Source organism: Curtobacterium herbarum (genome assembly GCF_016907335.1).
Taxonomy (GTDB): Bacteria; Actinomycetota; Actinomycetes; order Actinomycetales; family Microbacteriaceae; genus Curtobacterium; species Curtobacterium herbarum.
In genome coordinates this window covers 486,696-512,153 of the sequence record NZ_JAFBBT010000001.1, presented here as the reverse complement: position 1 = coordinate 512,153, position 25,458 = coordinate 486,696, and the positions used below count along the sequence as shown (strand labels likewise).

Here is a 25,458-nt window from a genome sequence, read left to right as displayed (position 1 = left end):
GCACCACGGGCCTCCCGTCCGACAGGCGGTAGCGACACGGACGGGAGGCCGCGTCAGCCGGTCGGGCGCCGGCGCAGGAGACAGACGACGAACACCAGCGCACCCCAGATGACGGCAGCGAGCACCGGCAGGAGTGCTCCGGTGGACCCAGCCGCGCTGAGCACCATCGTGAGCCACACGGCGGCGATGCTCCCGGTCGAGGCCGAGATGATGCCGATGGTGGCGGCGGCCTGCAACATCGTCGCGTCACTGGCGAGCGTGATCGACAGGACGGAGCAGATGAGCGCACCGGCCACGCCGGGCACCAGCATCGACCAGAAGGCGGAAGCCGTCGAACCCCATCCGTCGACGACGCCAGCACCGCTCCAGTGCACCGGCACGCGCACCGGCGCGTCCGCCCAGGCAAGACGAACCACCGTGAGGACCACGGGAGGGACCCAGGACATCACCGCGGCGACGGCCAGGGCCGGGCTCACCGACCTCGCCGGACGGCCGAGCGATGCCGATGGCCGCACAGTGCGATCGGGCGCCGTCATGGATGGTGGACGGACACACGAGACGCTGCACGGTTCGCGGCGACGATCATCCAGACGAGTTCGCAGACGAAGGCCACGGCCGCCACCACCATCATCGCGGTCCCGGTCCTGGTGTCGGCGAGGGAGACGATCAACGCGACCACGATGACCGCGGTTCCCGTCAGGGCAGCCGGGACTGCGGCGCGATGCCCGACACGCCAGGCGGTCTCACCTCGCTGTGTCGCTGGGATGCGGAGTCCGATCCCGTGGTTCGGTTTGATCCAGCCCTTCGCGCAGACGAGGACCATCACCAGTACGAGGATTGAGACCACGGACCAGATGATCATGCTGTGCTCCTTTCACGTGCGACGTCGGCGCCGGCGAGGCGGTCGGCATCGGATTGTCCAGTCGGAGGCACGAGGCCGTAGGAGGCGACGACGGCTGTCCCGACCATCACCAGCGCGAACGACCACAGGCCCATGATGACCGCGATGCCAGCGTGCAGGACGATCACACCGATCAGTCCGTACCGCTTGAAACGATGCGGCAGCAGGAATGCCACCGCGATGCAGCACTCCCCGACGATGGTTCCCCAGGTGAGGAGAGCCGTACCGAGCGGGTGGGCGGTGACCGCGGTGACGACTGCGCCGATGAGGCCGACACCTCCGAACATCGGGTCACGGACGATGTAGTACATCGCCGATCCGTTGGACCAGTCCGGCACCGCCAGCTTCGCGAGTCCGCTCTCGAAGTAGATGCCAGCGAGTTGGAGGCAGAGCGCGATCGACGCTGCGTACCCGATCGCGGTCAGGACGGGCCGAGGTGTCGGCCCCGCGGGGATCCACGCGACCACTCGCCCGTTCGGCACGAGGACACCGATCAGGAGCGCGCAGCTGAAGACCGCGACCGCCTCGCCGCCGTCGGGCAGCGAGAGCGACACGGCCATCGAGATGGCTACCCACGCGTGCAGGATGCTCGTCCACCGGGGCGAGATGCCACTGATGACGAGGACACACACAGCGATCGCGATCCAGCGACCGGTCTCGTCGGGGGTGCTGGAACCGAGACAGAACAACGAGATGCCCCTCGGGCCGGCGCAGTACATCTCGGGCGAACGGCCGAGTACATCGGCAGTGAGGTTCGGCCAGCTCGTCATCGCAAGCGTCATCAGCTGTGCGAGCGCGATGATGGAGCGGCCCACTTGGGGCCGGACGGACTGGCCGTCGAATCGGTCGAGATTGCTGGCGAGCGTGTTGAAGACGTCCCGCAGATCCTGGACGGGCTTCATCTCGGGCACTCGACTTCCACGTCGGCGTACCGAGCGACCCGCACCGACTCCGGTACCGAGCCTCGGTAGGCCCACTTCACCGGCTCCTGCTGGACGATGCGGAACGAGCCGCAGAAGTGGTGCGTGTTGGTCTCGTTCGTCACCGTGACGACCTTCCCGCCCGACTTGTCGAGGCATGCGGTGAGGTAGTCCTGGCAGGCGGTGAACCTGGGCACGGCAGCGGCGATGATCGCCAGTTCGGTGCTCTGCGCGCGTTGGTTCCGACTCAGGCCGAAGCCGTTCGCGGCATTGCTCTGCGGGAGCGAGTCAGCGCGTTCCCAGACGCCGGTCGGGGACTTCTCGTACGGAACGAGCGTCACGCCCTCGGGGCTCTTCGTGAAGAAGGCCCAGCCTTGCGGGACGAGCACTTGCAGCGCCTGCCGTGGGCCGCCGTTCTCGACGCCGGCCAAGACGTTCGCGGACCAGGAAGCCGCAACCGTGAGCGCCAGGAACCCGCACACGACCGCCATGGCGATGCCGAACGTTCGGCGGGCGGGACGCCCCGTCTCGGTCGAGGCGAGGCGTCCCGTCGTGTTGCGTTGGAGCATGCCGACTACAGCGATGCCCAGGAGCTGGCGTATCCCTCGCGTGCGATCGCGGAGGAGTCCCCTGGCTTCTGGTAAGCGAAGACCGCCAGCGCCGCCACCACGCCGATGACGCTGACAGCGAGAGACGCCGTGAGGGCGACCTGGACGCTGACGACGTAGTTCGAGAAGGCGTACACCTGCCCGTTGGCGGTTGCCGCGGTCGACGCCGCACGAACGGTCTTCTGCGACACCTGGTACTTCGCCGCGACTGCTTCCACGTCCTTGCTGAAGGCCCTGATCGACGCTTCCGCCTTGTACGGGTCACCGGCCTGAGCCTCCGCCGTCACGCGGCTGTGGAATGCCGGGTCGACGGACTCGAGATCGGAGAGCAGACGATCCGTCACCGAGGCTGGGGCCTCTGCGACCGTGGTGATGTTCATCTGCTTCAGGAGCTCCGGCTGCTCCGTCGCGATGGCTCCACGTCCGAACACGAGGAAGTCCACGATGTCGCGGTCGGAGTAGTGGAGCGAGCCCGTCGTGGTGGAGGCCACGGTGCGGGCTGCCGGTGCGGTGTCGGCCGCCGTGGCTGGTGCCGCCGAGATCGTCGTCGCAGCGACGAGAGCCGCGGCAGTCGACAACGTGATCATGGTGCGTGAGATCTTCATGGTTTCCCCTCGAATCCATGAGGTGCAGCGATGGTTCTGTCCCCAGTCGCGACATTGCAACCCCACGAACACGGTACATCTCCTTGTACCGAAGCGGAACCACCTGTCTACTGTGGTTCGTGCGCAGATCTGCGGTGGACGGCTGCCGGTGAGCAGGACGCCAGCGCGGGTCGGTACAGGCTCGAGAACCCCCGGCGGGAGGAGAACACATGTCCGGTGAGCAGCACGTGACACTCGCGCGAGGTCACCGGACACCCTTCTGGGTCCTCCTGACGACCTTCCTCGTGGTGAGTTCCGGAGGCGCTTGGCTGGTCGCGCTTCCGCTCTGGACGAGCAGCGCCGGTCTCGCGTCACCCGTGGCTCCGCTTCTCCTGCCGGCGATCATGTACACGCCGGCGGCTGCAGTGTTCGTGGTGGCATCGGTGCGACGGCAGCGACCTGGCGCAACCGCTCGCGAGTTGGGCATGTGGCCGCTGCGCCCCGTGAAACGCGTCCTGGGGCTGACGATCATCGCTGTCGCTGGCGCTCCGTTGCTGATCGCGATCGGAGTGTTCATCGCAGCAGGTTTCGGGTGGGTCCGTCTCGACCTAGAGCACTTGTCAGGGTTCCGCGAAACCCTCCGCGCCGCAGCAGGCCGAGCCGCCGACGCAGCGCCGCTGCAACTGATCGCGATCGTTCAGTTGGTGAGCATCCCGATCGGCGCCCTGTTCAACGGACTCCTCACGTTCGGCGAGGAAGTCGGGTGGCGCGGCTGGCTCCTCCCACGGCTGCGATCCCGGATCGGGACGTGGCCTTCGCTCGTCGTGAGCGGGGCGATCTGGGGTCTGTGGCACAGCCCGCTCATCCTGCTCGGGTACAACTTCGAACAGCCGAACGTCTTCGGAGTCTTCCTCATGGTCGTCGGTTCCGTGTCCGTCGGGATCCTCTTCGGTTGGTTGCGCCTCCGCAGCGGTTCGGTGTGGCCGCCCGTCTTCGCTCACGGTGCCCTCAACGCCAGCGCCAACCTGGTGGTGCTGTTCTCTTCCGCAGGTGATCGGGTCGACCCGGTACTCGCCGGGCCACTCGGAGCGGGTACCTGGACCGCCGCCGCCATCGTGATCACGGCACTCGTCATCGTGGGACAGTTCGCGCCTGCTCGACTGGAGCCGTTCCCGAGTTCGTCATCCCGGACCTCCGGTTCCGCGCTTCGGGCGCAGCAGGATCAGGTCGACGACTGACCCTGCTGACGGTCGACCGGGATGTGCCAGGAAGGCCGTCCAGAGACCGAGGTGGTCGTCTCGTTCCCCGGGGCACGCGCGTCACGACCGCCCGTAGGAGCGCAGTCGGAGGCTGTTCGAGACGACCAGCGTGGACGAGAGCGCCATCGCTGCCGCCGCGATGAGCGGGTTGAGCAAGCCGGCGGCGGCGAGTGGGATCGCCGCGATGTTGTAGCCGAACGCCCAGACCAGGTTGACCCGGATGGTGCGGAGCGTCCTGCGGGAGAGCTGCACGGCGTCGACGACCGCGCGGAGGTCCTCGCGGACGATGATGACGTCGGCGGCCTTCATGGCGATGTCGGTGCCCTGGACGACGGCGATGCCGAGGGTCGCGGTGGCGAGCGCCGCGGAGTCGTTGACACCGTCACCGACCATCGCGACGTGGTGTCCGTCCGCCTGCATCCGTTCGACGTGCCCGGCCTTCTCGTCGGGCAGGACACGGGCGATCACCTCGTCGACGCCGACTTCCGCTCCGACGGCCGCGGCTGTGGTCTCCGAGTCGCCGGAGAGCAGGACGGTGCGGAGCCCGAGCGCCCGCAGTTGCGTGACGGCCTCGACGGCACCGGGCCGGAGCGTGTCCTGCACGGTGAGGACCGCGGCGACCGCACCGTCGACGGCGAGCAGCACCACGGTCGCGCCGGACGCTTCCCGTTCTGCGACGACGGCGGCGACCCGGGCGGCGACGACCACTCCGGTGTCCTCCAGGAGCGCACGCCGGCCGATGACGCAGCGCCGGCCGCCGACGGATCCCGAGGCGCCGAGGCCCGCGTGTGCGACGAAGTCCTCGACGGGGCCCGGGGTGCCGAACCGTCCACCGGCCGCGGCGGTGACGGCGGTCGCGATCGGGTGTTCCGACGCCGCTTCGAGGGCACCGGCGGTCGCGAGTGCCGTGTCGGCGTCCGTGCTGAACGTGTCGATGGCGGTGAGGGTCATCCGACCCGTCGTGAGGGTGCCGGTCTTGTCGAACACGACGGTGTCGACACGGCCGCTCGCCTCGAGGGCATCGGGGCCCTTGATCAGGACACCGAGCTGGCCGCCGCGGCCGACGCCGACCATGAGCGCCGTGGGCGTGGCGAGGCCGAGCGCGCAGGGGCAGGCGATGATGAGGACGGCGACGCCGTTCGCGATGGCGGTCCCGACGGGTGCGCCGCCGATCAGCCAGCCGGCGGCGACGACGACGGCGACGCCGATGACGACGGGCACGAACACGCTCGTGACGCGGTCGACGGTCCGCTGCACCGCGGCCTTCCGGCGTTGCGCGTCGTCGGCGACCGCCGCCATCTGCGCCAGCCGGGTCCGGGTGCCGACCGCGTCGGCACGGATGACGAGCCGGCCGCCCTGGACGAGGGTGCCGCCGATGACCCGGTCCCCCGCAGCGGTGTCGACCGGGACGGACTCACCGGTCATGGCGGACGTGTCGACGCTGGCGGCACCGTCCGTCACCGTGCCGTCGACGGGGACCCGGCCGCCGGGGCGGACGACGACGTGGTCGCCGACACGGACGGCGCCGAGGGGCGTGGTGCGTTCCTCGCCGTCGGCGAGGACCTGTGCCTCGGTGACGCCGAGGTCGCCGATGGCTTCGAGGACGTCGGCGGCACGTCGGCGGCTGCGGCTCTCGAAGTAGCGGCCGGCGAGTTGGAACGTGACCATGCCGGCGGCGACGTCGAGGTAGATCGAGTCGGCCCCCGCCGGGGTCGTGCCGAAGCCGAGCCAGTACCCCGGGGTGGTGGCCGGGTCGACGAACAGGGTCCAGAGCGCCCACCCGAACGAGACCACGGCGCCGAGGGAGACGAGCGTGTCCATGCTCGTGCTGCGGTGCCGCAGCCCGCGGAGCGTCGCCCGGTGGAACGGCCATGCCGCCCACGTGACGATCGGGACCGCGAGGAGGACGCAGAGTGCCTGCCAGCCGGGGAACCGCCAGGCGGGCACGAGGGCGAGGATGATCGTGACGTCGCACAGCGGGATGGTCAGCAGCGCCGCGACGGTCAGGCGTCGGCGGAGCGTCGTGGTCCGGGTCTCCGCGGCTCGTGCGCTCCACGCGTCGTCGCCGGGTGTGTGCACGGCGGCGGTGTAGCCGGCGCGTTCGACCTGCGCGATCGCGGTCGACGCGTCTCCGGGTCCGAGCCCGCTGACGGTCGCACGTTCGGTGGCGAAGTTGACGGAGGCGGTGACCCCGTCGAGCTTGCCGAGCTTGCGTTCGATGGCGTTGGCGCAGGCGGAACAGGTCATCCCGCCGATGTCGAGCTCGAGGCGTTCGCCGACGAGGGGCGGTGTGGTCGTGGTCACGGGTGCTCCCGGTGGTCGGTGACGATCAGCGTCGGCAGGCCGTCGGCGCGTGCACGATCGGTGGACGCGCCCGACGGTGTGACGTCGCTCGGCGCCGCGGTCGTGGCGTCGCGAGTGGTGAGTCTGCCGAGCATGGCGTTGTACTGCTCGTGGTCGTCGTCGAGGCCCCGGTCGGCGTGCCGGTCGGTGCGCGTCGCCTGCCGGGCGTCCTGCTTCGCCCACTGGGTGACGAGGGCGATGACGACGACGATGAGCGGCAGTTCCCCGGCGGCCCAGGCGACGCCGCCGGCGACGTACTGGTCGTGGGCCAGGCTGCCGATCCAGGGGACGTCGACGTACTGGAAGTACGTGCCGGCGAGGAGGTCGGTGCTGGTCATCACGACGACGCCGAAGAACGCGTGGAACGGCATCGCTGCGAGCACCAGCCCGAGCTTGCCGATGTGCGGCAACGGACGCGGCGGCGCATCGACGCCGATGATGAGCGCGTAGAAGACGTACCCGATGGCGAGGTAGTGCAGGGTCATCGCCTGGTGCGCCCAGTGGTACCGCATCGCCCAGTCGAAGAACGGCGTGAGGTAGATCACGTAGTACGACCCCACGAACACGGCGAGGACGTACACCGGGTTGTACGTCACGCGCAGCAGCTTCGAGTGCGTCAGCGCCACGAGCCACTCGTGGGGGCCGGCGAAGTCGTCGCGACGGTGCGCCGTCGTCGCTCGGAGGAACAGGGTGACGGGACCGCCGAGGACGAGCAGCAGCGGACCGAGCATGTTCAGGCTCATGTGGAGCCCCATGTGCACGGCGAACGACGCGGACGAGTACGGGCCGACTCCGGACGACGTGGTGATGACGACCGTGACCCAGCCGAGCATCCACGCGCTGGTCCGGCCGTTCGACCAGTGGTCGCCCCGCTTCCGGAGCCGGACGACGGCAGCGGCGTACGCGACGATCCCGACCACGGAGACGACGAGGAAGAGGATGTTGGCCCGGCCCGCGGTCCACAGCGTGACCGGGGTGAGGGGGGTGTCGACCCGGTAGCCGAGGAAGAGCTGCTGCGCGTCGGTGGGGACGAAGTACACCGGCGGCGGGATCCGCGTCATGACCACACCGATCCCCGCCGCCACGAACAGCACCGCCGACAGCACGGCCGGAGCGCCGGGGGTGTCGAACCGCCGCGTGCTGAGCAGGATCGGGCCGGCGACTGCCGAGACGAGGACGAGTTGGACGGCGAACAGGATCCCCGTCGGCACGGCCCACGGCGCGGTGCCGGCGAGTTCGACGGCGGCGATGACGACGGACCCGGTCACCCACACGCCCCATACCGTGAGCGCGAGGACGCGGTGCCGACGGAGCGTGGTCCGGCCGGGTCTGCCGCTCCGCCAACGGCGGGTGAGGCTGGCGGTCGCGCCGATCCAGATGCCGAGCGCGGGAGCGGCGAACACGGCGGCGTCACCCCCGAAGTCGTGGTTCGGTCCGACGAGGACCTGGGTGACCATGACGGGTGCGAGCAGCCCGACGGTCCCGATGCCGACCAGGAGCAGGATGCTGACCCAGCTGCGGACCACGAAGGCGGCGGCGAGGATCGTGACCGCGGTGCACGCCACCACGATCCACGCGCCCGGCAGGTAGCTGGCCTGCACCAGGTACCCGATCGCTCCCGGTTCGAGCAGCTTCGCGATCGGCTGCCCGTTGGAATCAGCGGCGTCCACCGCGATCAGCAGCACGGCAGCGGTCACCCACACGGTGGCCGCCGGCCGGACGACGGCGAGGTCACGGTGGTTGTCGACGACGGTCCGGGACCGTCGGGGAGTGAGGAACGCTGCGGCGACGAGGCCACCAACGGTCAGGCCACCGGCGACGTCCGCGACGAGGCGGAGCAGCGCGCTCGCCATCGCGGTCACCACGCCGGGATCACCGCGACTGAGCCGGACGTACGACGACGACCCGAGCATCTCGACCGCCACCACGACGACGACCACGGCGACCCCCGCTCCCACCCAGGGCAGCGCGCGGACCACGGCAGCGCCGCGGAGCGGGGTGGTCGACACGTCCGGGTGCAGCGGTGCCCGGGTGTCAGGCACCGGCGAGCTCGTAGCCGGCCTCGTCGACCGCTCCGGCGACCGCCGCGGTGTCGGGCCGGCTCGGTGCACTGACGACCACGAGGCCCGTCGCGGCGTCCGCGGTGACGGACACGACGCCGGCGACGGCTCCGAGTTCGCCGACGACGCGACGTTCGCAGTGCTCGCAGGTCATCCCGACGACGTGGTACTCGAAGCGCTCCATGAGAGGGATTCTACAAGACGTAGAACGTCGGCGCGAGCACCGTCACCGGCTCGGCAGGACCGGCACGAGGCGTCGGCGGTGCGGCCAGGTCGCCACCCTGACGCCGGCCAGCCGCGCGGCGCGGAGGTGGAGACCCGGGTCTGGATCGATGCGGTCCATCAGCGCCAACGCGTTGCAGACCGTCGCTGGTCCGCACACCCGGGCCGCCGCGTCGTCGGCGACGAGTTCGATCAGCAGGGCGACCGTCCGGCGGAACTCCCGGGCAGTGCGCAGGCGCGGGAACGCGGCAGCGTTGAGCGCCGCGACCCGGCGGATCAGGTCGTGTCGGCCGAGCACGTGGGCACGCTCGTGCTCGATGACGGCACGGACGCACGCGCGGGGCATGGCGGCCTCGACGCCGGTCGCGATCAGGACGCGTCCGTCCGCGGTCGAGCAGGCGATCGGCTCGGCGGTGGCGACGTAGGCGACCTCCTGGCCGCCGATGCGTTCGGTACGGACGGTGGCGCGGGCGACGAGGATCGTCACGGCGACGTCGCTCCGTTGCTTCGCGGCGGAGATGGGTTCCGCGTTCGCGGCGAGGAGTGCCCCGACGCCGCCGGCGACGCCGAGCCCGCACCAGGCGAACAGACCGGCCACGGGAGCACCGACCCCGTCGACGTGGGCATGGGTGACGACGATGACCGCGGCGGTCACCACGCTCGACAGCAGCGACCCGGCCGCGACGGTGAGCGCCGCCAGCCACGACCGGAGCGCGAGCCGGGGGCGGTGCACCCACCAGACGCCACGGCTCAGCACGACCGGCGCGAGCAGGGTGACCACGGTCGCGAGGACCACGAGCGCGAGGACGACGGTCACGACACCGGTCCGTGCATCACGCGCCCGCCGGGTCGTCACCGGCACCGTCGAGCGCAACGCGCAGGACGTGGAGGTCCGCCGCGCCGAGCGCACCCGTGAAGCGCTGAAGGACGGCCGTGCGGTCACTGGAGCGGCCGAGCACCTCCGCCATCGACTCGGCGGACTCGACCGGATCAGCGAGGGCTGCGCGGTAGGCCTTCGTCACCGGGTCACGGTGCACGAGGCCCTTCTTCTCCAGACGGGCCAGGACGGTCAGGACCGTCGTCGCCGCGAGCGGGTCGCCGTCCTCGGCGAGCGCGTCCCGGACCTGCCGGCCCGTCCGGGACGCGTGCTGCGACCAGAGCAGCTGCAGCACGCTCGACTCGAGCGAACCGTGCGCGCGGCGCGGACTCACCACCACCCCCGGAGCTCGTCGAGCATGCCGTGATTCTACATCACGTAGAAATGTATCTCTACAACTTGTAGAGTGGCGCCGCTCACTCCTGCGACGAGAGGTCTGCCCCCGTGTCACACAGCCTGCCGCTGTCCGTTCTGCTGACGGTGGTGTTCATCGTGACGGCAGTCGGGTACCTCGGCTTCACCGTCCGCCCCGGCAGCACCGGGGTCTCGCGGCTCAGCGACGTCTTCCACGTGCTGATGAGCATCGCGATGCTCGCGATGCCCTGGTCGTGGGGCACGACCCTCGCGCCGCCGGTCCTGCAGGTCATCGCGTTCGCGGCCGCGACGCTGTTCTACCTCGTCCTGACGCTCGGCCACGGCCGGTACGGCGGGCACGAGCACCACGGACCCGGCGGTTCCGGCCGCCTGGTGGTGGCCTACCACGTGGTGATGATGGCGGCGATGGTCGTCATGGGCGTGATGATGCTGCCGATGGGCGGCGGTGCGGCGATGTCGATGCCGGACATGGACATGACCGGCGGCGGAGACGGCATGCACGCCTCGTGGGCGGGCTGGACACCGATCCGCTGGGCCCTCGTCGTCGTGTTCGCGGCCGCGACCGTCTGGCTGCTGGTGCGGCTGACCGCATCCGCACGGATCCGGCGACACCCCCTGGCGCGCCTGGACGGCGTGCTCCTGCTGCTGATGAGTGCCGGCATGGCGCTCTCGTTCATCCCCACGATCTGAGGAACGGAAGCCATGACCGCCACCGACGACCGCCCCACCGCCACGACACCCCAGGCCACCCCCACGACACCTCGGCCGTCGCGGGACGAGCAGCGCGGCTGGTTCGGGCAGCTCCTGCTCCGCCTGCACTTCTCCGCCGGCCTCTTCGTCGGCCCGTTCATCCTCATCGCCGCACTCTCCGGCGCCGTGTACGCGCTCGGCCCGACGATCGAGCAGGGCCTGTACCGGCACGAGCTCACCGCACCCTCGGCCGCTGCGGCGAAGCCGTTGGCGGAACAGATCGACGCGGCCCAGGCCTACATCGACCGACACCACCCCGACGACACCCTCGCCGCGGTCCGCCCGGCTCCCGAGCACGGTGCCACGACGCGGGTGATGTACGCGGAAGCGGGGCTGATGGACTCCCAGGACCGTGCGGTCTTCATCGACCCCGGCACCGCCGAGGTCCGTGGCGACCTGCTCGTCTACGGCACCTCCGGAGCGCTGCCGTTCCGCACCTGGGTGGACACCTTCCACCGGTCCCTGTTCCTCGGTGACGTCGGTCGGCTCTACAGCGAGACCGCAGCCTCCTGGCTCGGCGTCGTCTCCCTCGCCGGGCTCGGCCTGTGGGTGGTCCGGATCCGGAAGGCCCGCGCGAAGCGGGACATGGTGCGCCCGGCGCGCGGTGTGCGCGGCTACCGGCGCACCTTCTCCTGGCACGCCTCCACCGGCGTGTGGCTGCTCCTCGGTGCGCTGTTCCTGTCCGCGACCGGGATCACCTGGTCCCAGTACGGCGGCGCGAACGTCGACCAGCTCCGCTCCGCGCTCAGCTGGGGCACCCCGACACTGGACACCGCGCTCTCCGACGCCGGCGCCGCGCCCGCCCGCGATGCGCACGCCGCCCACCACGGTGCAGCCGCAGCGGCCGGTGCCGGGCCGGCATCGGTGACCCCGGCGGAGTTCGACGACGTCCTGGCAGCGGCGGAGCGCGCGAACATCCACTCCTCGGAGGTGCAGATCACCCCACCGACCACGGCGGACCAGGCGTGGACGGTCGCGGAGATCAAGCGGTCCTACCCGACCGCGGCGAACTCCGTCGCGATCGATCCGCGGGACATGCGCGTCGTGTCCGAGACGAACTTCGACACCTACTCCCTCCCCGCGAAGCTCGCCAGGTGGGGCATCGACACGCACATGGGGACGATGTGGGGGCTGCCGAACCAGATCCTGCTGTTCGTCACCGCGCTCGGCATCGCCGTGATGGTCGTCCTCGGCTACGTCATGTGGTGGCAGCGCCGCCCGACCGGCAAGCGCGTCGGGAGGGCCCCGGCCGCCGGCGCCCTCACGAGGGCACCGTGGTGGGGCTCCGGTCTCGTGGCGGTCGGCGCGATCGGCATCGGCGCGTTCCTGCCCGCGCTCGGCGTCACCCTGCTCGCTTTCGTCGTCGCCGACGTCCTCGTCACGAGCCGCTCGCGCCCGTCTCGAGCCACACCGACTCCGCCGGGACGATGACGCGTCCGGCGCCGCGACGTGGCGGCGACCCGACGTCGGACGGGAGGCCCGTGGTCACCGCACCACGGGCCTCCCGTCCGCACCGCGGTAGCGACGCCGCCTACGCGGCGACCAGGTACTCGTCCCAGTCCGGCTGCGGACGCTCGATGCCGCGCACCACCCACGCCGACCCGTGCGGGGCCTTCGGCGGGAAGCGCAGCGACCAGCCCATCTCCCGCGGGGTGCGGTCACCCTTGACGTTGTTGCACGCCAGGCAGCACGCGACGAGGTTCTCCCACGAGTCCCGCCCACCGCGCGACTTGGGCTGCACGTGGTCGATCGTGGTCGCGTTCCGGCCGCAGTAGGCGCAGCGGTTGGCGTCGCGGCGCAGGACCCCACGACGGGACACCGGGATCAGCCGCGACTGCGGGATCCGCACGTACCGGGTGAGGATGATCACGGACGGACGGTCGAAGCTGACGGCCGCGCCCGTGACCGGGTGCACGGTGTCGGCGGCCACGACGGAGGCCTTCTGGTTCATGACGAGGACCAGGGCTCGACGGAACGAGATCACCGCGAGGGGCTCGTAACCGGCGTTGAGGACGAGAGTGCGCATGGGTTCCCTTCCGACGTGCCTGGACGGCTTCCAGGCGGTACGGGCACCGGGCCGGTCGGCGTCGAGCGGGTGATCACGGCCACCGGCTCCCCGAGCAGGGGGTCGGCCGGACCGCTCCGCCGGGGCGGGGAGGTCCGCAAACACGAAGAGCACCACCCGTCAGGGCAGTGCTCTGGTCAGTCGCGCGCGTGCCGAGGCATGCAGGCTGTGGTCGTCCGTATGTGGACGTGCGCGCGCCGACCCATGGTGCGGGTCGTGCGTGACGTCGACATGTGGGCTCCCGTTCGGGTCGAGTCGAACCGATGCGTGCAGGCTAACCCAGAAACCGGCCCCGCACGAGAGGTGCGGGGCCGGTTCTGACGGTGTTCACATGGTCGACGGCAGCGCGTCGGACCGGGACGCCGGAGAGGGTGTCCGGTCGTCAGATCCCGAAGCGGACGATGTGGTAGTCGCTCGTCCAGATCGGTCGGATCGACACGGCGCCACCGGGCTTCGGGGCGTCCATGATCATGCCGTTGCCCATGTAGAAGCCGTCGTGCGCCTCGTTGTTGAAGATGACGACGTCACCGGGCTGGGCTTCGGACGTGGGGATCGTCGTGCCGGCCTGGTCCTGCAGCGGGACCGAGTGCGCCAGGTTGATGCCGTACTGGGCGTACACGTACATGACGTAGCCGGAGCAGTCGAAGCCGGCCGGGGTGGCGCCGCCGAAGACGTAGGGCGTGCCGATGTACTGCTTCGCGGTGGCGACGACGGCCGGCAGCGAGAACGGGGTACCGGCAGCGACCGGGGTCACGGCCGGGGTGGCGGGAGCGGCCGACGAGGTCGTGGAGTCGGCGAGGTAGTCCTTCGCCGTCTTGCCCTTGTAGGCGTACTGGGCGGCGGCCGCGGCACGGGCGGCCTCGACCTCCTTCGCGTGCTCGGCGTCCGCGCGGGCGGTGAGCGCGGCGGTCGAGGTCGCGCCGAAGCCGTCGCGCGAGGTGTCGGCGACACCGGCGGCCGCGGAGACGTCGAACTCCTGCGACTGGGCGGCCACGAGCGACTGCTGGGCCGTCTCGGCGGTGGTGTTCGGCTGCGTGCTGGCGAAGGCGGCGGGGACGGCCATCGTGCCGAACATGCCGGCGGCGACCGCCAGGACCACGGGGGCCATGAACCGGCGCTTGCGCGAGGCAGCGGTCGGCTTCGGGGTCGTCGCCGTGGCGGTGCGGGCGACACCGAGGGCGCTGCCGGCGCGGACCGGGCCGGACGCCGTGCGGGCGGGTGCCGTGCGGGCCGGGGCCGATGCCGTGCGGGCCGGGGTGGACGCCGTGCGGGCGAGCTGGCTGCGGGACGCACGCTCTGCTGCTTCGCGCGCTGCCCTGCGGGTCAGGGGAGCTGCGGCGGCGTCACCGGTGTTCGTCGGGTTCGCGGTCGTCGAGTCGTCCGCGGCGGTTCCGGTGTGGGTCAAGGGGGAGTCTCCGGCGCCTCGTCAGCACGAGCCAGCAGGGTGACCGGCACGTGCGACCCCATCCGTTCGTCATCGTTTCCGACTCAGGCAGGAGACGGGTCGTGAGACGTCCTGCCACGGGCCCCCGCGATCGCTGCTCCCGGGGACTCGTCGAGTGTACGGGCGCACTGTCATGATGTCGAGATGAAACCGTGATCCGGTAACGATTCGGTCAAGAAGCCCTGGTCACAGGCGGTTATCGATTCCCTCAGGCGCGTCGCGACGGTTCATCCGGTCCGGATCGGGTCTTGTACCCCCGGCTCGTACCCCGTATTGTTCGCGCTGCTCGAGGCACCCAGCGGGCGTCCGACTCGGTTCCAGACGGCGGTCAGACCGCGCCCAGATCAGTCGATGCTGCAGGTCAGTCGACGCTGATGTAGACGTGCTGCGCGACCTCGGTCGGCAGCTCGATGCCGGACTCTTCGCCGTCGACACGGACGGAGACGTACGCCCCGGCACGCTGCACGCTGGCGGTCCGGCCGGGCATCACGCCGGCGGACCGCAGCTGGTGCAGGAGCTCCGGTTCGAACTGCACCGGTTCGCCCAGGCGGCGGATGACCCCGGTCGCCACGGCGTCGGTGTCGTCGGTCGCGGCCACGATGTTGTGCACACCGTCCAGGAACCCGGCAGCAGTGGGGCCGCCGATCTCCGCCAGACCCGGGATCGGGTTGCCGTACGGCGACTCCGTCGGGTTGCCGAGCATCTCGAGCAGACGCACTTCCACCTGCTCGCTCATCACGTGCTCCCAGCGGCAGGCCTCGTCGTGGACGAACGCCCAGTCCAGTCCGATGACGTCGGCGAGCAGGCGCTCGGCGAGCCGGTGCTTGCGCATCACGTGGGTGGCACGGGAACGACCGGTGTCGGTGAGCTCCAGGTGCCGGTCCCCGGAGACGACGACCAGGCCGTCGCGCTCCATCCGTGCGATCGTCTGCGACACCGTCGGACCGGAGTGGCCGAGGCGCTCCGAGATCCGGGCGCGCAGCGGCACGATCCCCTCTTCTTCGAGGTCGAGGATGGTGCGGAGGTACATCTCCGTGGTGTCGACGAGATCGGTCACGGTCCGCCTCTCATGGTCCGGGCCCAGCCCGACCCACACTACTTGCTGGGACCGACCAGCCCGCACCGACGCCGTCCGCTCTGCGCGCACGGCGGACGGGAGGCGCGCCACGGCCCCGCCACGCAGCCACCGGTCCGCCGTCCCGTCCGGTCGGTCCAGGTCGGGCGGACCCCCGTGATCGCTAGGATCGGCCCATGGCAGACATCGTCATCCCAGCCGACCTCCTCCCCACCGACGGCCGCTTCGGATGTGGTCCGTCGAAGATCCGCGGAGCGCAGCTCGAGACCCTCGTCACCCGCGGCGCCACCGTCCTCGGCACCTCGCACCGCCAGAACCCCGTCAAGGACCTGGTCGGATCCGTCCGCCAGGGTCTGGCCGACCTCTTCCAGGTGCCGGACGGCTACGAGGTCGTCCTCGGCAACGGCGGCTCGACCGCGTTCTGGGACGCCGCAGCCTTCGGACTCATCGAGCGCCGTGCCGAGAACCTGTCCTTCGGCGAGTTCGGGTCGAAGTTCGCCAAGGCCGCCGCAGCACCCTGGCTCGAGGCCCCGCACGTCGTCGAGGCGCCGGGCGGCTCCCGCGCCGAGCTCGAGATCGTCGCCGGCGTCGACGTCTACGCGTACCCGCACAACGAGACCTCGACCGGCGTCATGGCCCCGGTCGTCCGCGCTGCCGGGGACCCGGGCGCACTCACCGTCGTCGACGCCACGAGCGCTGCCGGCGGTGCCGCGTTCGACGTGGACCAGACCGACGTGTACTACTTCGCCCCGCAGAAGAACTTCGCCTCCGACGGTGGACTCTGGCTCGCCCTGTTCTCCCCGGCCGCGATCGAACGGGTCGAGCGGATCGCCGCGTCGGGTCGGTACATCCCGGAGTTCCTGTCGCTCCAGAACGCGGTGGACAACAGCCGGTTGAACCAGACGCTGAACACCCCGGCGATCACGACCCTGCTGCTCCTCGACGACCAGGTGCGCTGGATGAACGAGTCCGGCGGGCTGGCGTGGGCCGACCTCCGCACGAAGACGTCGTCCGCGACGCTGTACGACTGGGCCGAGGCGTCCGACTACGCGACGCCGTTCGTCACCGACCCGGCGCACCGGTCCCAGGTCGTCGTCACGATCGACCTCGACGACGCCGTCGACGCCAAGGCCGTGGCCGCCACGCTCCGGCAGAACGGCATCGTCGACACCGAGCCGTACCGGAAGCTCGGCCGCAACCAGCTCCGCGTCGCGACCTTCACCGCGATCGACCCGGACGACGTCCGACTGCTGACGCGGGCGATCGACCACGTGGTCGCCGCCCTCGCGAGCTAGCCGGCCCTCCGCGAAACGCAACGGGGGCGGCATCACGCAACGGAGTACCGCTGCGAGATGCCGCCCCCGTTGCGTTCTGCGGAGCCAGCGCGATCGGCGGGGTCAGGAACGGTGGAAGCCGGGGTCGACCTCGCCGACGTCGAGCTGGTCGAGGTCCAGGTCGTCGTCGGGGTCGACCGGGCGGACGCGGCGGGTCCGACGACGGCTCCGGGCGGGCGGCGGCGGGACGTCGTCCTCGTCGTCGTCCTCCGACTCGTCGTCGTCATCCTCGTCATCCGACTCGTCGTCTTCGTCGTCGTCCTCGTCGTCCGACTGGTCGTCGTCGAAGTCGTCGTCCTCGTCGTCCTCGTCGTCCGACTCCTCGTCGCCCTCGTCGTCCTGCGCCGCGCGGTAGTCCGCCAGGCGCTCGGACCACGGCACCCACTCCGGTGCGAGCAGCGACCCGTCGCCGGGCATCAGCTCGACCTCCAGCACGGTGGGCTCGTCGCCCTCGACCTGGGCGATGCTGACGGTCCAGCGCCACCCCGGGTACCCGGGCATGCGGTTGGCGAAGAGGACGGAGACGACGCCGTCGCCCTCGTCCACGGTGCCGACGGCGCTGCCGACGGTCGCTTCGGGGGTGATCTCGAGCAGTGCGCCGCGGGCGAGCTCGGTCAGGTCAGTGGTCATGTTCACGCGTCCAACTGGTCGGCGACGTGTCGCAGGATGGTGGCGATCCGCTCACCGTTCTTCGGGTAGCGGCCGCGCTTCAGGTCGCCGCTGATCCGGTCGAGTTCCTTCACGAGGTCCTCGACGATCACGGCCATGTCGTCGGCGGAGCGCCGGGTCATCTTGGCGAGGGACTGCGGGGCCTCGAGGATCCGGACGGTCAACGCCTGGGTCCCCTTCTTGCCCTGCACGACCCCGTACTCGAGCTTGGTGCCGGCCTTCACCGTGGTCACACCGTCGGGCAGGGAGGAGGCGTGCAGGAAGACCTGGTCGCCGTCGTCTCCGGAGATGAAGCCGAAGCCCTTCTGGTCGTCGTAGAACTTGACCTTGCCGGTGGGCATGCTGGGACTCCTCGATACATGGACGGCCGTGGTGCGTCGGATATCCTGGGCCGATGGCCAAGCCGACCCGATCCACCGGGGACCCCCGCACGACTGCGGAACCCCCGGCGACGTTCAATCGTACCGAACGCACGCTCGCGTTCATGGTCGGGGGGATCGTCTGCCTCATCCTGGCGTGCTTCGTCGTCATGATCATCGGGTGGTTGACGATGAAGCACATCCCCGGCGACGGCATCTGGCCCGTCGCGCTCGGGGTCGTCTACTTCGGTCCGCCGATCGCCTTCGTGCTCATGCTGACGCTCCTGGTCATCACCTGGACGCGCAAGGCCCGGCAGCACCGCGCAGAGGTGCGTTGACGTCCGCCCCGGACGCCGGCGCAGGACGATGACGACCACGACGGACCTCGCCGCACGACTGCGCGAGCTCCCCGACGACGCGCTGGAACGACTCGTTCTGGCCCGAGCACTCCCGACCGCCGCCCTCGGCGAGTCCGGTCCGCAGCACATCGCGGACTTCTTCGACCTGGCCGAGGCACTCCGCGCCGACGACGCGGTGGACGCCGCGATCGAGCGGCTCCCCCGCCGCGCCCTCGTCGCGCTCCGTGACGGCGGCTCGCCGGACGACCTCGCCCCGGCCGTGACGCTCGGCCTCGCCGACGCCTCGGGCGCCGTGGACGACGCGGTCGCCGCACGACTCGCCGCACGCCCGGAACTCGTCACGGACGCTCCGGGAGGCCCGACCCCCGCCCGCCCCGACACCTCCGACCGTCAGTCGGTCGCCGATGACGACCGCTCTCGCGCCGCCGGCGCCGAGCACGCCTTCGAGACACTCACGGTGTTGGCCGAGCTCCTCCGCGCCGCCGATGCCGGTGCCGTCCGCGAACTGGCGAAGGGTGGCATCGGTGCGCCCCTCGCCCGACAGCTCGGCGAGCGCACGGGTTCCGACGCCGCCGTGGTGCCGGACCGCCTCGCACTGCTCGACCGCGTCGGGGCGGCACATCCCGAAGACGGCTCGTGGAAGGTCTCGGACGCCGGCCACACCTGGCTGCGCGCCTCGTGGCCGGAGCGCTGGGCCACGGTCGTGCACGACTGGCGCGCCGCCCTGGACCCCGCGGTGGCCGAGGTGCTCGACCTGGCCGACGACGACCTCGGCGACCTGGTGTCGCTCGGCCGTTGGGCCTACCCGGCCGGTTCGCGCTGGCTCGACGCCGCACTCCTCGACGCGTCGGGCACGGCGCGGGTCCTGGGGCTCGCGGTCGACGGACGCCTGACCACCACCGGTCGGGTCCTGCTCGGGGACGACCCGGACGCCGCTCGCTCGGCAGCCACCGCGGACCTGCCGCGCACGGTCGACGGCGTGTACCTGCAGCCGGACCTCACCGTCATCGCCCCGGGCCCCCTCGCACCCGCTGACGACGACGACCTGCGGGCCGTCGCCGACCTCGAGGCGCCTGGCCTCGCCGCGCGGTACCGGGTGTCCGAGGACTCGATCCGCCGTGCACTCCGCGACGGCCGGACCCGCGACGACGTGGTGGCGCTGTTCACCCGGATCGGCGCGACCGAGGTCCCGCAACCCCTCACCTACCTGATCGACCAGGTGGCGACCCGTGACGGCAGCGTCGTGGTGGACCGCGGCGAGGGCGACCTCGGCTCGATGCTGCACGGCACACCCGAGCAGCTCGACCTCATCGGGGTCGATGCCGAGCTCCGGCAGCTGGCGTGGGAGCGGCCCGACCTGACCACCCTCGTGACGAAGTACCCGCCGCACGTCGTGGCGAGCGCGCTCGAGGACCAGCGGTACCCGGCCGTGCTCGCAGCGGGGGCGCGCCCGGAGACGCGATCCGGGCCTCCCGTCCGTCGACGCGCGCCGAGCCGGTCACCGGAGCAGGCGGCACGGGCGCTCGTGGAGCGCCTGCGCCTGACGACGGAACGCGGCGACGCGGAACCGGAGCAGGAGTGGCTGGCGCGGCAGATCGACATGGCGGTGCGCGGACGGACCCCGATCCGCGTCACCGTGCGGATGCCGGACGGATCGGAGCGGCCGTTCTCGATCGTGCCGACCTCGGTCGCCGCCGGACGTGTCCGCGGCAAGGACACCGCGGTCGACGTCGAACGGACGTTGCCGCTGTCGCTCGTCGTCGGCATCGAGAGCGACGCCTGACGGTCGTGCTGTGGACAACCGGGTCACGCACCGGCTGCGCCGCCTAGGCTGATCCGTCATGAACGGACCGCTGATCGTGCAGAGTGACCGCACCGTGCTGCTCGAGGTCGCGCACCCTCAGGCAGAGGACGCCCGACACGCGCTGGCGGTGTTCGCCGAGCTCGAACGTGCCCCGGAACACGTGCACACCTACCGCATCACGCGGCTCGGGCTGTGGAACGCGCGTGCCGCCGGACACGACGCGGCGTCGATGATCGACACGCTCGAACGGTTCGCGAAGTTCCCGGTGCCGCAGAGCGTGACCGTGGACATCGAGGACACCGTCTCGCGGTACGGGCGGCTCGTCATCCGGCGTGAGGAGCGCGAGGACGCACCCGTCATCGCGAACTCCCCGGGCGAGGAACTCGAGCAGCAGCCCGCGCTCGTGCTGACCGCGTCCGACCCGGCGGTCCTCGCCGAGGTCGTGCGGTCCAAGCGCATCCAGCCGCTGCTCGGCGAACGACGCTCGGAGCACGCCGTCGAGCTGCAGGCGTGGGCCCGCGGCCAGGTGAAGCAAGAGCTCGTGAAGATCGGGTGGCCGGCCGAGGACCTCGCCGGGTACACGCCCGGGCAGCCGCACCAGATCGACCTCGACACCTCAGACTGGGACCTGCGGCCGTACCAGCACGAAGCGGTCGACAGCTTCTTCCAGCAGGGCTCCGGCGTCGTCGTGCTGCCCTGTGGCGCCGGCAAGACGCTCGTGGGTGCCGGGGCGATGGCGACCGTCAAGGCGACCACGCTCATCCTCGTCACGAACACCGTCTCGGCGCGGCAGTGGCGGACCGAGCTCCTCCGCCGCACGACCCTGACCGAGGCGGAGATCGGCGAGTACTCCGGCAGCGTCAAGGAGATCCGGCCCGTCACGATCGCGACGTACCAGATCCTCACCGCCCGTCGGAAGGGCGTGTACACGCACCTGTCACTCCTCGACGCGCTCGACTGGGGCCTCGTGGTCTACGACGAGGTGCACCTGCTGCCGGCACCGGTCTTCAAACTGACGGCGGACCTCCAGGCCCGTCGCCGCCTGGGCCTGACCGCGACCCTGGTGCGGGAGGACGGGCGCGAAGGCGACGTCTTCTCCCTGATCGGGCCGAAGCGCTACGACGCCCCGTGGAAGGAGATCGAGGCGCAGGGCTACATCTCCCCCGCCGAGTGCTACGAGGTCCGGATCGACCTGTCGCACGAGGACCGCCTGGAGTACGCGGCGTCCAGCGACGACGAGCGCTACCGACTCGCGGCCACCTCGCCGGCGAAGACCCCGGTGGTCCGCGACCTCATCGAGAAGCACCGCGGCGAGCAGATCCTGGTGATCGGGCAGTACATCGACCAGCTCGACGAACTCGCCGCGTCCCTCGACGCCGCCGAGATCACCGGCGCGACACCGGTCGACGAGCGGGAACGGCTGTACCAGGCGTTCCGCGAGGGCACCATCGACGTGCTCGTCGTGTCGAAGGTCGCGAACTTCTCGGTCGACCTGCCCGACGCGACCGTGGCGATCCAGGTGTCCGGCTCGTTCGGGTCCCGCCAGGAAGAAGCCCAGCGGCTCGGGCGTCTGCTGCGTCCGAACAAGGACGGGGTCCCGGCGTCGTTCTACACGCTCGTCACCCGCGACACGGTGGACCAGGACTTCGCGCAGAACCGGCAGCGCTTCCTGGCGGAGCAGGGGTACTCGTACACGATCCTCGACGCCGACCAGTTGGCCGCTCCCGTCGCCTAGGTCCCGAGCCGACACACGAACGGCTCCCAGGAAGTAGCCAGGGAACAGCCAGATGATGGTCACATGACCGACGGACCCAAGATCCTCATCGTCGACGACGAGCCGAACATCCGCGATCTCCTCACGACCTCGCTTCGCTTCGCTGGTTTCGCGGTGCGGGCGGTCGGGAACGGGGCACAGGCGATCTCCGCTGTGCTCGAAGAGGAGCCGGACCTCATCATCCTCGACGTCATGCTCCCCGACATGAACGGGTTCGGCGTGACCAAGCGCCTCCGTTCCTCGGGCTACACCTCGCCGATCCTCTTCCTCACGGCGAAGGACGACACCGAGGACAAGATCACCGGCCTCACGGTCGGCGGCGACGACTACGTGACGAAGCCGTTCTCCCTCGACGAGATCGTCGCCCGCATCAAGGCGATCCTCCGCCGCACGATGAACGACGAAGAAGACGCGATCATCCGCGCCGGCGAACTCACGATGGACCAGGACACGCACGAGGTCACCATCGGCGACGCGCAGATCGAGCTCTCCCCCACCGAGTTCAAGCTGCTCCGCTACCTCATGCTCAACCCGAACCGCGTGCTCTCGAAGGCGCAGATCCTCGACCACGTGTGGGAGTACGACTTCAACGGCGACGCCGGCATCGTCGAGTCCTACATCTCCTACCTCCGTCGGAAGCTCGACCAGTACTCGGCCGAACCGATCATCCAGACCAAGCGTGGCTTCGGCTACATGCTCAAGGCGACCAAGGCCTCCTGAGCAGTCACAGCTGACTGTCGGCGGTCGTCGGGTTCCCCCCGGCGGCCGCCGCTTAGTGTGGGGGAAGCATGCACGCGCGAATGAGTCACTGGTGGGACGCGATCTCCCTCCGCACCAAGATCACCGGGATCACCGTCCTCCTGGTCGCGCTCGGCCTGCTCGTCGCCGGTCTCGGCACGATGACGGTGCTGAGCACGTACCTGATGCGGCAGCTCGACACCCAGGTGACGACCACCAGCTCGCAGCTCGAGGGCCAGAACGTCAGCGACGGCGAGCAGTACTGCAAGCTGTCGATGGTGCTCGAGAAGAGCTCCTACGTCGCCGCGTACGACGGTCGCGGCAAGCAGATCTGCGACACGCAGTCGCCGTCGCAGCCGGACGTCTCCCGCGTGCGCTTCTCGTCGGCGGCCTCCACCTCGGCGCCCTTCAGCCTGTACGACAAGCAGCACAACCACGAGTGGCGTGCCCAGGTCATCCCCGCGAACCTGCAGAACCTCTCCACCGGGGCCACTGAGACCGGCTACGTGCTCGTCGCGGTCTCCAGCGCCGGCACCGACCAGACCATCGCGCAGTTCACCGTCATCTTCCTGCTGTTCGGCATCTCGGTGATCCTGCTCGGCGCGATGCTCACGCGCCTCCTCGTCACCGCCACGTTCGACCCGCTGCGGAACGTCGAGGACACCGCTGCCCGCTTCGCTGCCGGGGACTTCAACCAGCGCCTCGACGCGGACACCCCGAACACCGAGGTCGGCCGGCTCAACCGCTCGCTCAACGCCATGCTCGAGCGGATCGACGACGCGTTCGAGGACCGCGAGCGCACGATCGACCAGATGCGCCGCTTCGTCGGGGACGCCTCGCACGAGCTCCGGACGCCGCTGGTGTCCCTCCGCGGGTACGCCGAGCTCTACCGGATGGGTGCGCTCCGCAAGGAAGAGGACGTCGCGCAGGCGATGGACCGCATCGAGAAGGAAGCCAAGCGCATGGGTCTCCTGGTGCAGGACCTGCTGCAGCTCGCCCGCATCGACGAGTCGAAGCCGCTCGAACTCGGCCCGGTCGACCTCGTCACCATCGCCCGGGACTCGGCGCTCGACACGATGGCCTCCAACCCGGACCGCGAGATCCAGGTCCTGGTCGAGGACTCGCTCACCGGCGAGAACGTCCCGCAGGCCGTCCGGCCGATGAGCTCCTTCGGTGCCGCGGTCGAGGCCGCCGGGAGCCCGTCCGCCCCTGCTTCGCCGCCGCTCAACACCACGGGGCCGATCGCGTTCTCGCGTCAGACCCTCGCGCGCCTCCGGGCTCGGCGCACCCGGGCGATGAGCCTCGACACGAAGAACCCGACGGACGAGACCACCCCGCTGCCGACGATCGTGCTGCCGAAGCGGCCGCCGATCGTCCTGGCAGAGGAGAACAAGGTCCGGCAGATCGTCACGAACCTGATGGGCAACGCCATGCGGTTCACCGAGCACGACGACCCGATCGAGATCGGCATCGGCGTGGACGACGAGCGCGAGATGGCACACATCGACGTCATCGACCACGGCGAGGGCATCCCACCCCAGCTGCGCGAGAAGATCTTCCAGCGCTTCTGGCGTGCCGACACGTCCCGCGCGCGGGACACCGGTGGGTCGGGCCTGGGGCTCGCGATCGTGTCCGGCATCGTGCACGCGCACCACGGGTCCGTCGAGGTGTTCGACACCCCGGGCGGTGGCGCCACCTTCCGGGTGTGGCTGCCGCTCCTGCCGCGCGAGGGCGCCCCCACCAGCCCGACACTCTCCTGACGCGGGGCCTCCCGCCTCTCCCCCACCCTCCGGCCGCCCGCCCGCCCCGCCCGCCGAGCGGTCACGACTCCCCGCTCACTTCCGCCGAGCGGTCGGAGAACGTCGTTCTCCGTCGGCGAGAGCGACAGTCCGTGACCACTCGGCGAAGAGCTGACGGCGCGTCGCAGCCCTCCCGCTACTCGTGACGGGAGGCCCGCACCGGCTCCGTCACACCGCCATCCGACGACCTGTGACCAGTCGACGGGCGAAGGCCTGACGGAGGCGCTGGAAGAGGACCGTCGGCCGGGCACGATCGGCCGCGGTGGCGTGCACCACGAGCCAGTCGTTCACGGCGAAACCGTTGTCTCGCTGCTGGTCGTGTCGGAAGACGTCGCGCTCACGATGGTGGTCGCCGTCGTACTCGAGCGCGATCCGGTGGTCCGGCCACGCCATGTCGACGCGGCCGAGGAACCGCCCCGCGTCGTCGTGGACGTCGACGTTCAGCTCCGGCTCGTCGAACCCCGCCTCGACGACCGCCAACCGCCACCAGGTCTCCATCGCCGATTCGGAGCCCACCCGGACGAGTTCGAGCGCGGCACGAGCCCTGACGACATGTCGAGCACCCGGCACGACGGCCGCCCGCAGATCGTCGATGGTCGCGAGCTGGCTCCTCCCGACGACGTGGTCCCCCACCGCCACGAGGGCTCCGACCCCGAGCAGTCCCGCGCACTGGAACCACGTGTCCGCTGGACTCGACAGTCTCCGGCCGTCGAGTTCGACCAGGACCGGTTCGGCGATCCGGTGGCTGACCACGCCGGGCCGTCGCATACGGACGCCATCCCCGATCGTCGAGACGTGCACCTCGCCGTCCTGCGCGGCCCGCGGGAGTGGTGCACCCCAGAGCCGGGCCGCAGTGGTGTGGCTGAAGAACTGGTCGGGAGCCATGACGAGCGCGACGGCGGCGACGAACTCCGAGAAACCTCGTCGTCCGGCTCGGTCGCGGACGCCGTGGACTGGGATGTCGAGGTCCCGTCGACGCAGTCGCTCGGCGGTGATGCCGGCGTCGACGGCGTCCCGCACCCGGAACGGTCGTTCGTGCCACGGATCGGGAAGGGGTCGTGGTGTGCGCATCCCCGAGCTTCGGACACGCGTGTGGGGCGCGCGCAGTCGTTGACGCATCTGTGGAGAACGACGGTTGC

General features: G+C 70.7%; 25 protein-coding genes. 9 read left to right on the top strand and 16 right to left on the bottom strand.

The window, feature by feature from the left end; genetic code table 11:
* Positions 1 to 53: 53 nt before the first annotated feature.
* The 5 genes from JOD51_RS02545 to JOD51_RS02525 form a co-directional block, all read right to left on the bottom strand.
* A complete protein-coding gene (locus JOD51_RS02545) occupies positions 54 to 476 on the bottom strand; it encodes a DUF1648 domain-containing protein (protein ID WP_204606905.1) in 423 nt (140 codons plus the stop codon).
* A gap of 56 nt (positions 477 to 532) precedes the next feature.
* Positions 533 to 862, bottom strand: a complete 330-nt coding sequence (locus JOD51_RS02540) for an SdpI family protein (protein WP_204606904.1) — start codon at positions 860 to 862, stop codon at positions 533 to 535.
* Positions 859 to 1,803, bottom strand: coding sequence for a sporulation-delaying protein SdpB family protein (locus tag JOD51_RS02535; protein WP_204606903.1), 945 nt, complete (start codon positions 1,801 to 1,803; stop codon positions 859 to 861). Before JOD51_RS02535 ends, JOD51_RS02540 begins: the two co-directional genes overlap by 4 nt.
* Positions 1,800 to 2,312: an SdpA family antimicrobial peptide system protein gene (locus JOD51_RS02530; RefSeq protein WP_239540037.1), complete on the bottom strand. Its 513-nt coding sequence runs from the start codon at positions 2,310 to 2,312 to the stop codon at positions 1,800 to 1,802. Before JOD51_RS02530 ends, JOD51_RS02535 begins: the two co-directional genes overlap by 4 nt.
* Positions 2,313 to 2,395: 83 nt before the next feature.
* Positions 2,396 to 3,106: a sporulation delaying protein family toxin gene (locus tag JOD51_RS02525; protein WP_204606901.1), complete on the bottom strand. Its 711-nt coding sequence runs from the start codon at positions 3,104 to 3,106 to the stop codon at positions 2,396 to 2,398.
* Positions 3,107 to 3,417: 311 nt separating this feature from the next.
* On the opposite strand from JOD51_RS02525, the gene JOD51_RS02520 reads away from it, so the two are divergent.
* Entirely contained in the window at positions 3,418 to 4,251 is an 834-nt protein-coding gene (locus tag JOD51_RS02520) for a CPBP family intramembrane glutamic endopeptidase (protein ID WP_239539750.1), read from the top strand.
* Between the two features lie 81 nt (positions 4,252 to 4,332).
* Here JOD51_RS02520 and JOD51_RS02515 read toward each other — a convergent pair whose 3' ends face one another.
* From JOD51_RS02515 to JOD51_RS02495, 5 genes are read right to left on the bottom strand one after another with little or no spacing between them, the layout of a single operon-like run.
* Entirely contained in the window at positions 4,333 to 6,576 is a 2,244-nt protein-coding gene (locus JOD51_RS02515; protein ID WP_259559473.1) for a heavy metal translocating P-type ATPase, read from the bottom strand.
* Positions 6,573 to 8,657 carry a cytochrome c oxidase assembly protein gene (locus JOD51_RS17480; protein ID WP_204606899.1) on the bottom strand — a complete coding sequence of 695 codons (2,085 nt, stop codon included), beginning with the start codon at positions 8,655 to 8,657 and terminating at the stop codon, positions 6,573 to 6,575. Before JOD51_RS17480 ends, JOD51_RS02515 begins: the two co-directional genes overlap by 4 nt.
* Entirely contained in the window at positions 8,650 to 8,859 is a 210-nt protein-coding gene (locus tag JOD51_RS02505; RefSeq protein WP_204606898.1) for a heavy-metal-associated domain-containing protein, read from the bottom strand. The genes JOD51_RS17480 and JOD51_RS02505 overlap by 8 nt, the downstream gene beginning before the upstream one ends.
* 42 nt (positions 8,860 to 8,901) lie before the next feature.
* On the bottom strand, positions 8,902 to 9,714 hold the full coding sequence (locus tag JOD51_RS02500) for a M48 family metalloprotease (RefSeq protein WP_204606897.1): 813 nt from the start codon (positions 9,712 to 9,714) through the stop codon (positions 8,902 to 8,904).
* A gap of 16 nt (positions 9,715 to 9,730) precedes the next feature.
* Positions 9,731 to 10,108, bottom strand: coding sequence for a BlaI/MecI/CopY family transcriptional regulator (locus JOD51_RS02495; protein ID WP_204606896.1), 378 nt, complete (start codon positions 10,106 to 10,108; stop codon positions 9,731 to 9,733).
* A gap of 110 nt (positions 10,109 to 10,218) precedes the next feature.
* Here JOD51_RS02495 and JOD51_RS02490 point away from each other — a divergent pair, with 110 nt between their 5' ends.
* The gene (locus JOD51_RS02490) at positions 10,219 to 10,839 is read left to right on the top strand and encodes a DUF5134 domain-containing protein (RefSeq protein WP_204606895.1); all 621 of its coding nucleotides are present in this window, start codon (positions 10,219 to 10,221) and stop codon (positions 10,837 to 10,839) included.
* Between the two features lie 12 nt (positions 10,840 to 10,851).
* Positions 10,852 to 12,330, top strand: coding sequence for a PepSY-associated TM helix domain-containing protein (locus JOD51_RS02485; protein WP_204606894.1), 1,479 nt, complete (start codon positions 10,852 to 10,854; stop codon positions 12,328 to 12,330).
* A gap of 100 nt (positions 12,331 to 12,430) precedes the next feature.
* Here JOD51_RS02485 and JOD51_RS02480 read toward each other — a convergent pair whose 3' ends face one another.
* The 3 genes from JOD51_RS02480 to JOD51_RS02470 all read right to left on the bottom strand — a co-directional run bounded on the left by JOD51_RS02480 (position 12,431) and on the right by JOD51_RS02470 (position 15,465).
* Positions 12,431 to 12,925 (bottom strand): HNH endonuclease, encoded by a 495-nt coding sequence (locus tag JOD51_RS02480; protein WP_204606893.1) that lies wholly within the window; start codon positions 12,923 to 12,925, stop codon positions 12,431 to 12,433.
* 421 nt (positions 12,926 to 13,346) lie between these two features.
* Entirely contained in the window at positions 13,347 to 14,369 is a 1,023-nt protein-coding gene (locus JOD51_RS17280) for a C40 family peptidase (RefSeq protein WP_204606892.1), read from the bottom strand.
* A 400-nt stretch (positions 14,370 to 14,769) separates the two neighbouring features.
* A complete protein-coding gene (locus JOD51_RS02470) occupies positions 14,770 to 15,465 on the bottom strand; it encodes an iron-dependent transcriptional repressor DtxR (RefSeq protein ID WP_204606891.1) in 696 nt (231 codons plus the stop codon).
* A gap of 194 nt (positions 15,466 to 15,659) precedes the next feature.
* On the opposite strand from JOD51_RS02470, the gene serC reads away from it, so the two are divergent.
* Positions 15,660 to 16,778 (top strand): phosphoserine transaminase, encoded by a 1,119-nt coding sequence (gene serC / locus JOD51_RS02465; RefSeq protein WP_204606890.1) that lies wholly within the window; start codon positions 15,660 to 15,662, stop codon positions 16,776 to 16,778.
* 102 nt (positions 16,779 to 16,880) lie between these two features.
* Here the strand turns inward: serC and JOD51_RS02460 are convergent, their stop codons facing one another.
* Positions 16,881 to 17,447: a DUF3027 domain-containing protein gene (locus JOD51_RS02460; protein WP_204606889.1), complete on the bottom strand. Its 567-nt coding sequence runs from the start codon at positions 17,445 to 17,447 to the stop codon at positions 16,881 to 16,883.
* Between the two features lie 2 nt (positions 17,448 to 17,449).
* Complete coding sequence (locus JOD51_RS02455) at positions 17,450 to 17,827, bottom strand: cold-shock protein (protein ID WP_110905101.1); 378 nt, start codon at positions 17,825 to 17,827, stop codon at positions 17,450 to 17,452.
* 53 nt (positions 17,828 to 17,880) lie between these two features.
* Here JOD51_RS02455 and JOD51_RS02450 point away from each other — a divergent pair, with 53 nt between their 5' ends.
* The 5 genes from JOD51_RS02450 (at position 17,881) to JOD51_RS02430 (ending at position 24,280) form a co-directional block, all read left to right on the top strand.
* On the top strand, positions 17,881 to 18,183 hold the full coding sequence (locus JOD51_RS02450) for a multidrug ABC transporter ATPase (RefSeq protein WP_204606888.1): 303 nt from the start codon (positions 17,881 to 17,883) through the stop codon (positions 18,181 to 18,183).
* A 28-nt stretch (positions 18,184 to 18,211) separates the two neighbouring features.
* On the top strand, positions 18,212 to 19,987 hold the full coding sequence (locus JOD51_RS02445; protein ID WP_204606887.1) for a helicase-associated domain-containing protein: 1,776 nt from the start codon (positions 18,212 to 18,214) through the stop codon (positions 19,985 to 19,987).
* Positions 19,988 to 20,045: 58 nt separating this feature from the next.
* Positions 20,046 to 21,743 carry a DNA repair helicase XPB gene (locus JOD51_RS02440; RefSeq protein WP_204606886.1) on the top strand — a complete coding sequence of 566 codons (1,698 nt, stop codon included), beginning with the start codon at positions 20,046 to 20,048 and terminating at the stop codon, positions 21,741 to 21,743.
* A gap of 63 nt (positions 21,744 to 21,806) precedes the next feature.
* Positions 21,807 to 22,502, top strand: coding sequence for a response regulator transcription factor (locus JOD51_RS02435; RefSeq protein WP_110824090.1), 696 nt, complete (start codon positions 21,807 to 21,809; stop codon positions 22,500 to 22,502).
* Positions 22,503 to 22,582: 80 nt separating this feature from the next.
* Positions 22,583 to 24,280: a sensor histidine kinase gene (locus JOD51_RS02430; RefSeq protein ID WP_239539749.1), complete on the top strand. Its 1,698-nt coding sequence runs from the start codon at positions 22,583 to 22,585 to the stop codon at positions 24,278 to 24,280.
* A gap of 207 nt (positions 24,281 to 24,487) precedes the next feature.
* On the opposite strand, the gene JOD51_RS02425 is transcribed toward JOD51_RS02430, so the two are convergent.
* Positions 24,488 to 25,339, bottom strand: coding sequence for a putative endonuclease domain-containing protein (locus JOD51_RS02425; protein WP_204606884.1), 852 nt, complete (start codon positions 25,337 to 25,339; stop codon positions 24,488 to 24,490).
* Positions 25,340 to 25,458 lie beyond the last annotated feature (119 nt).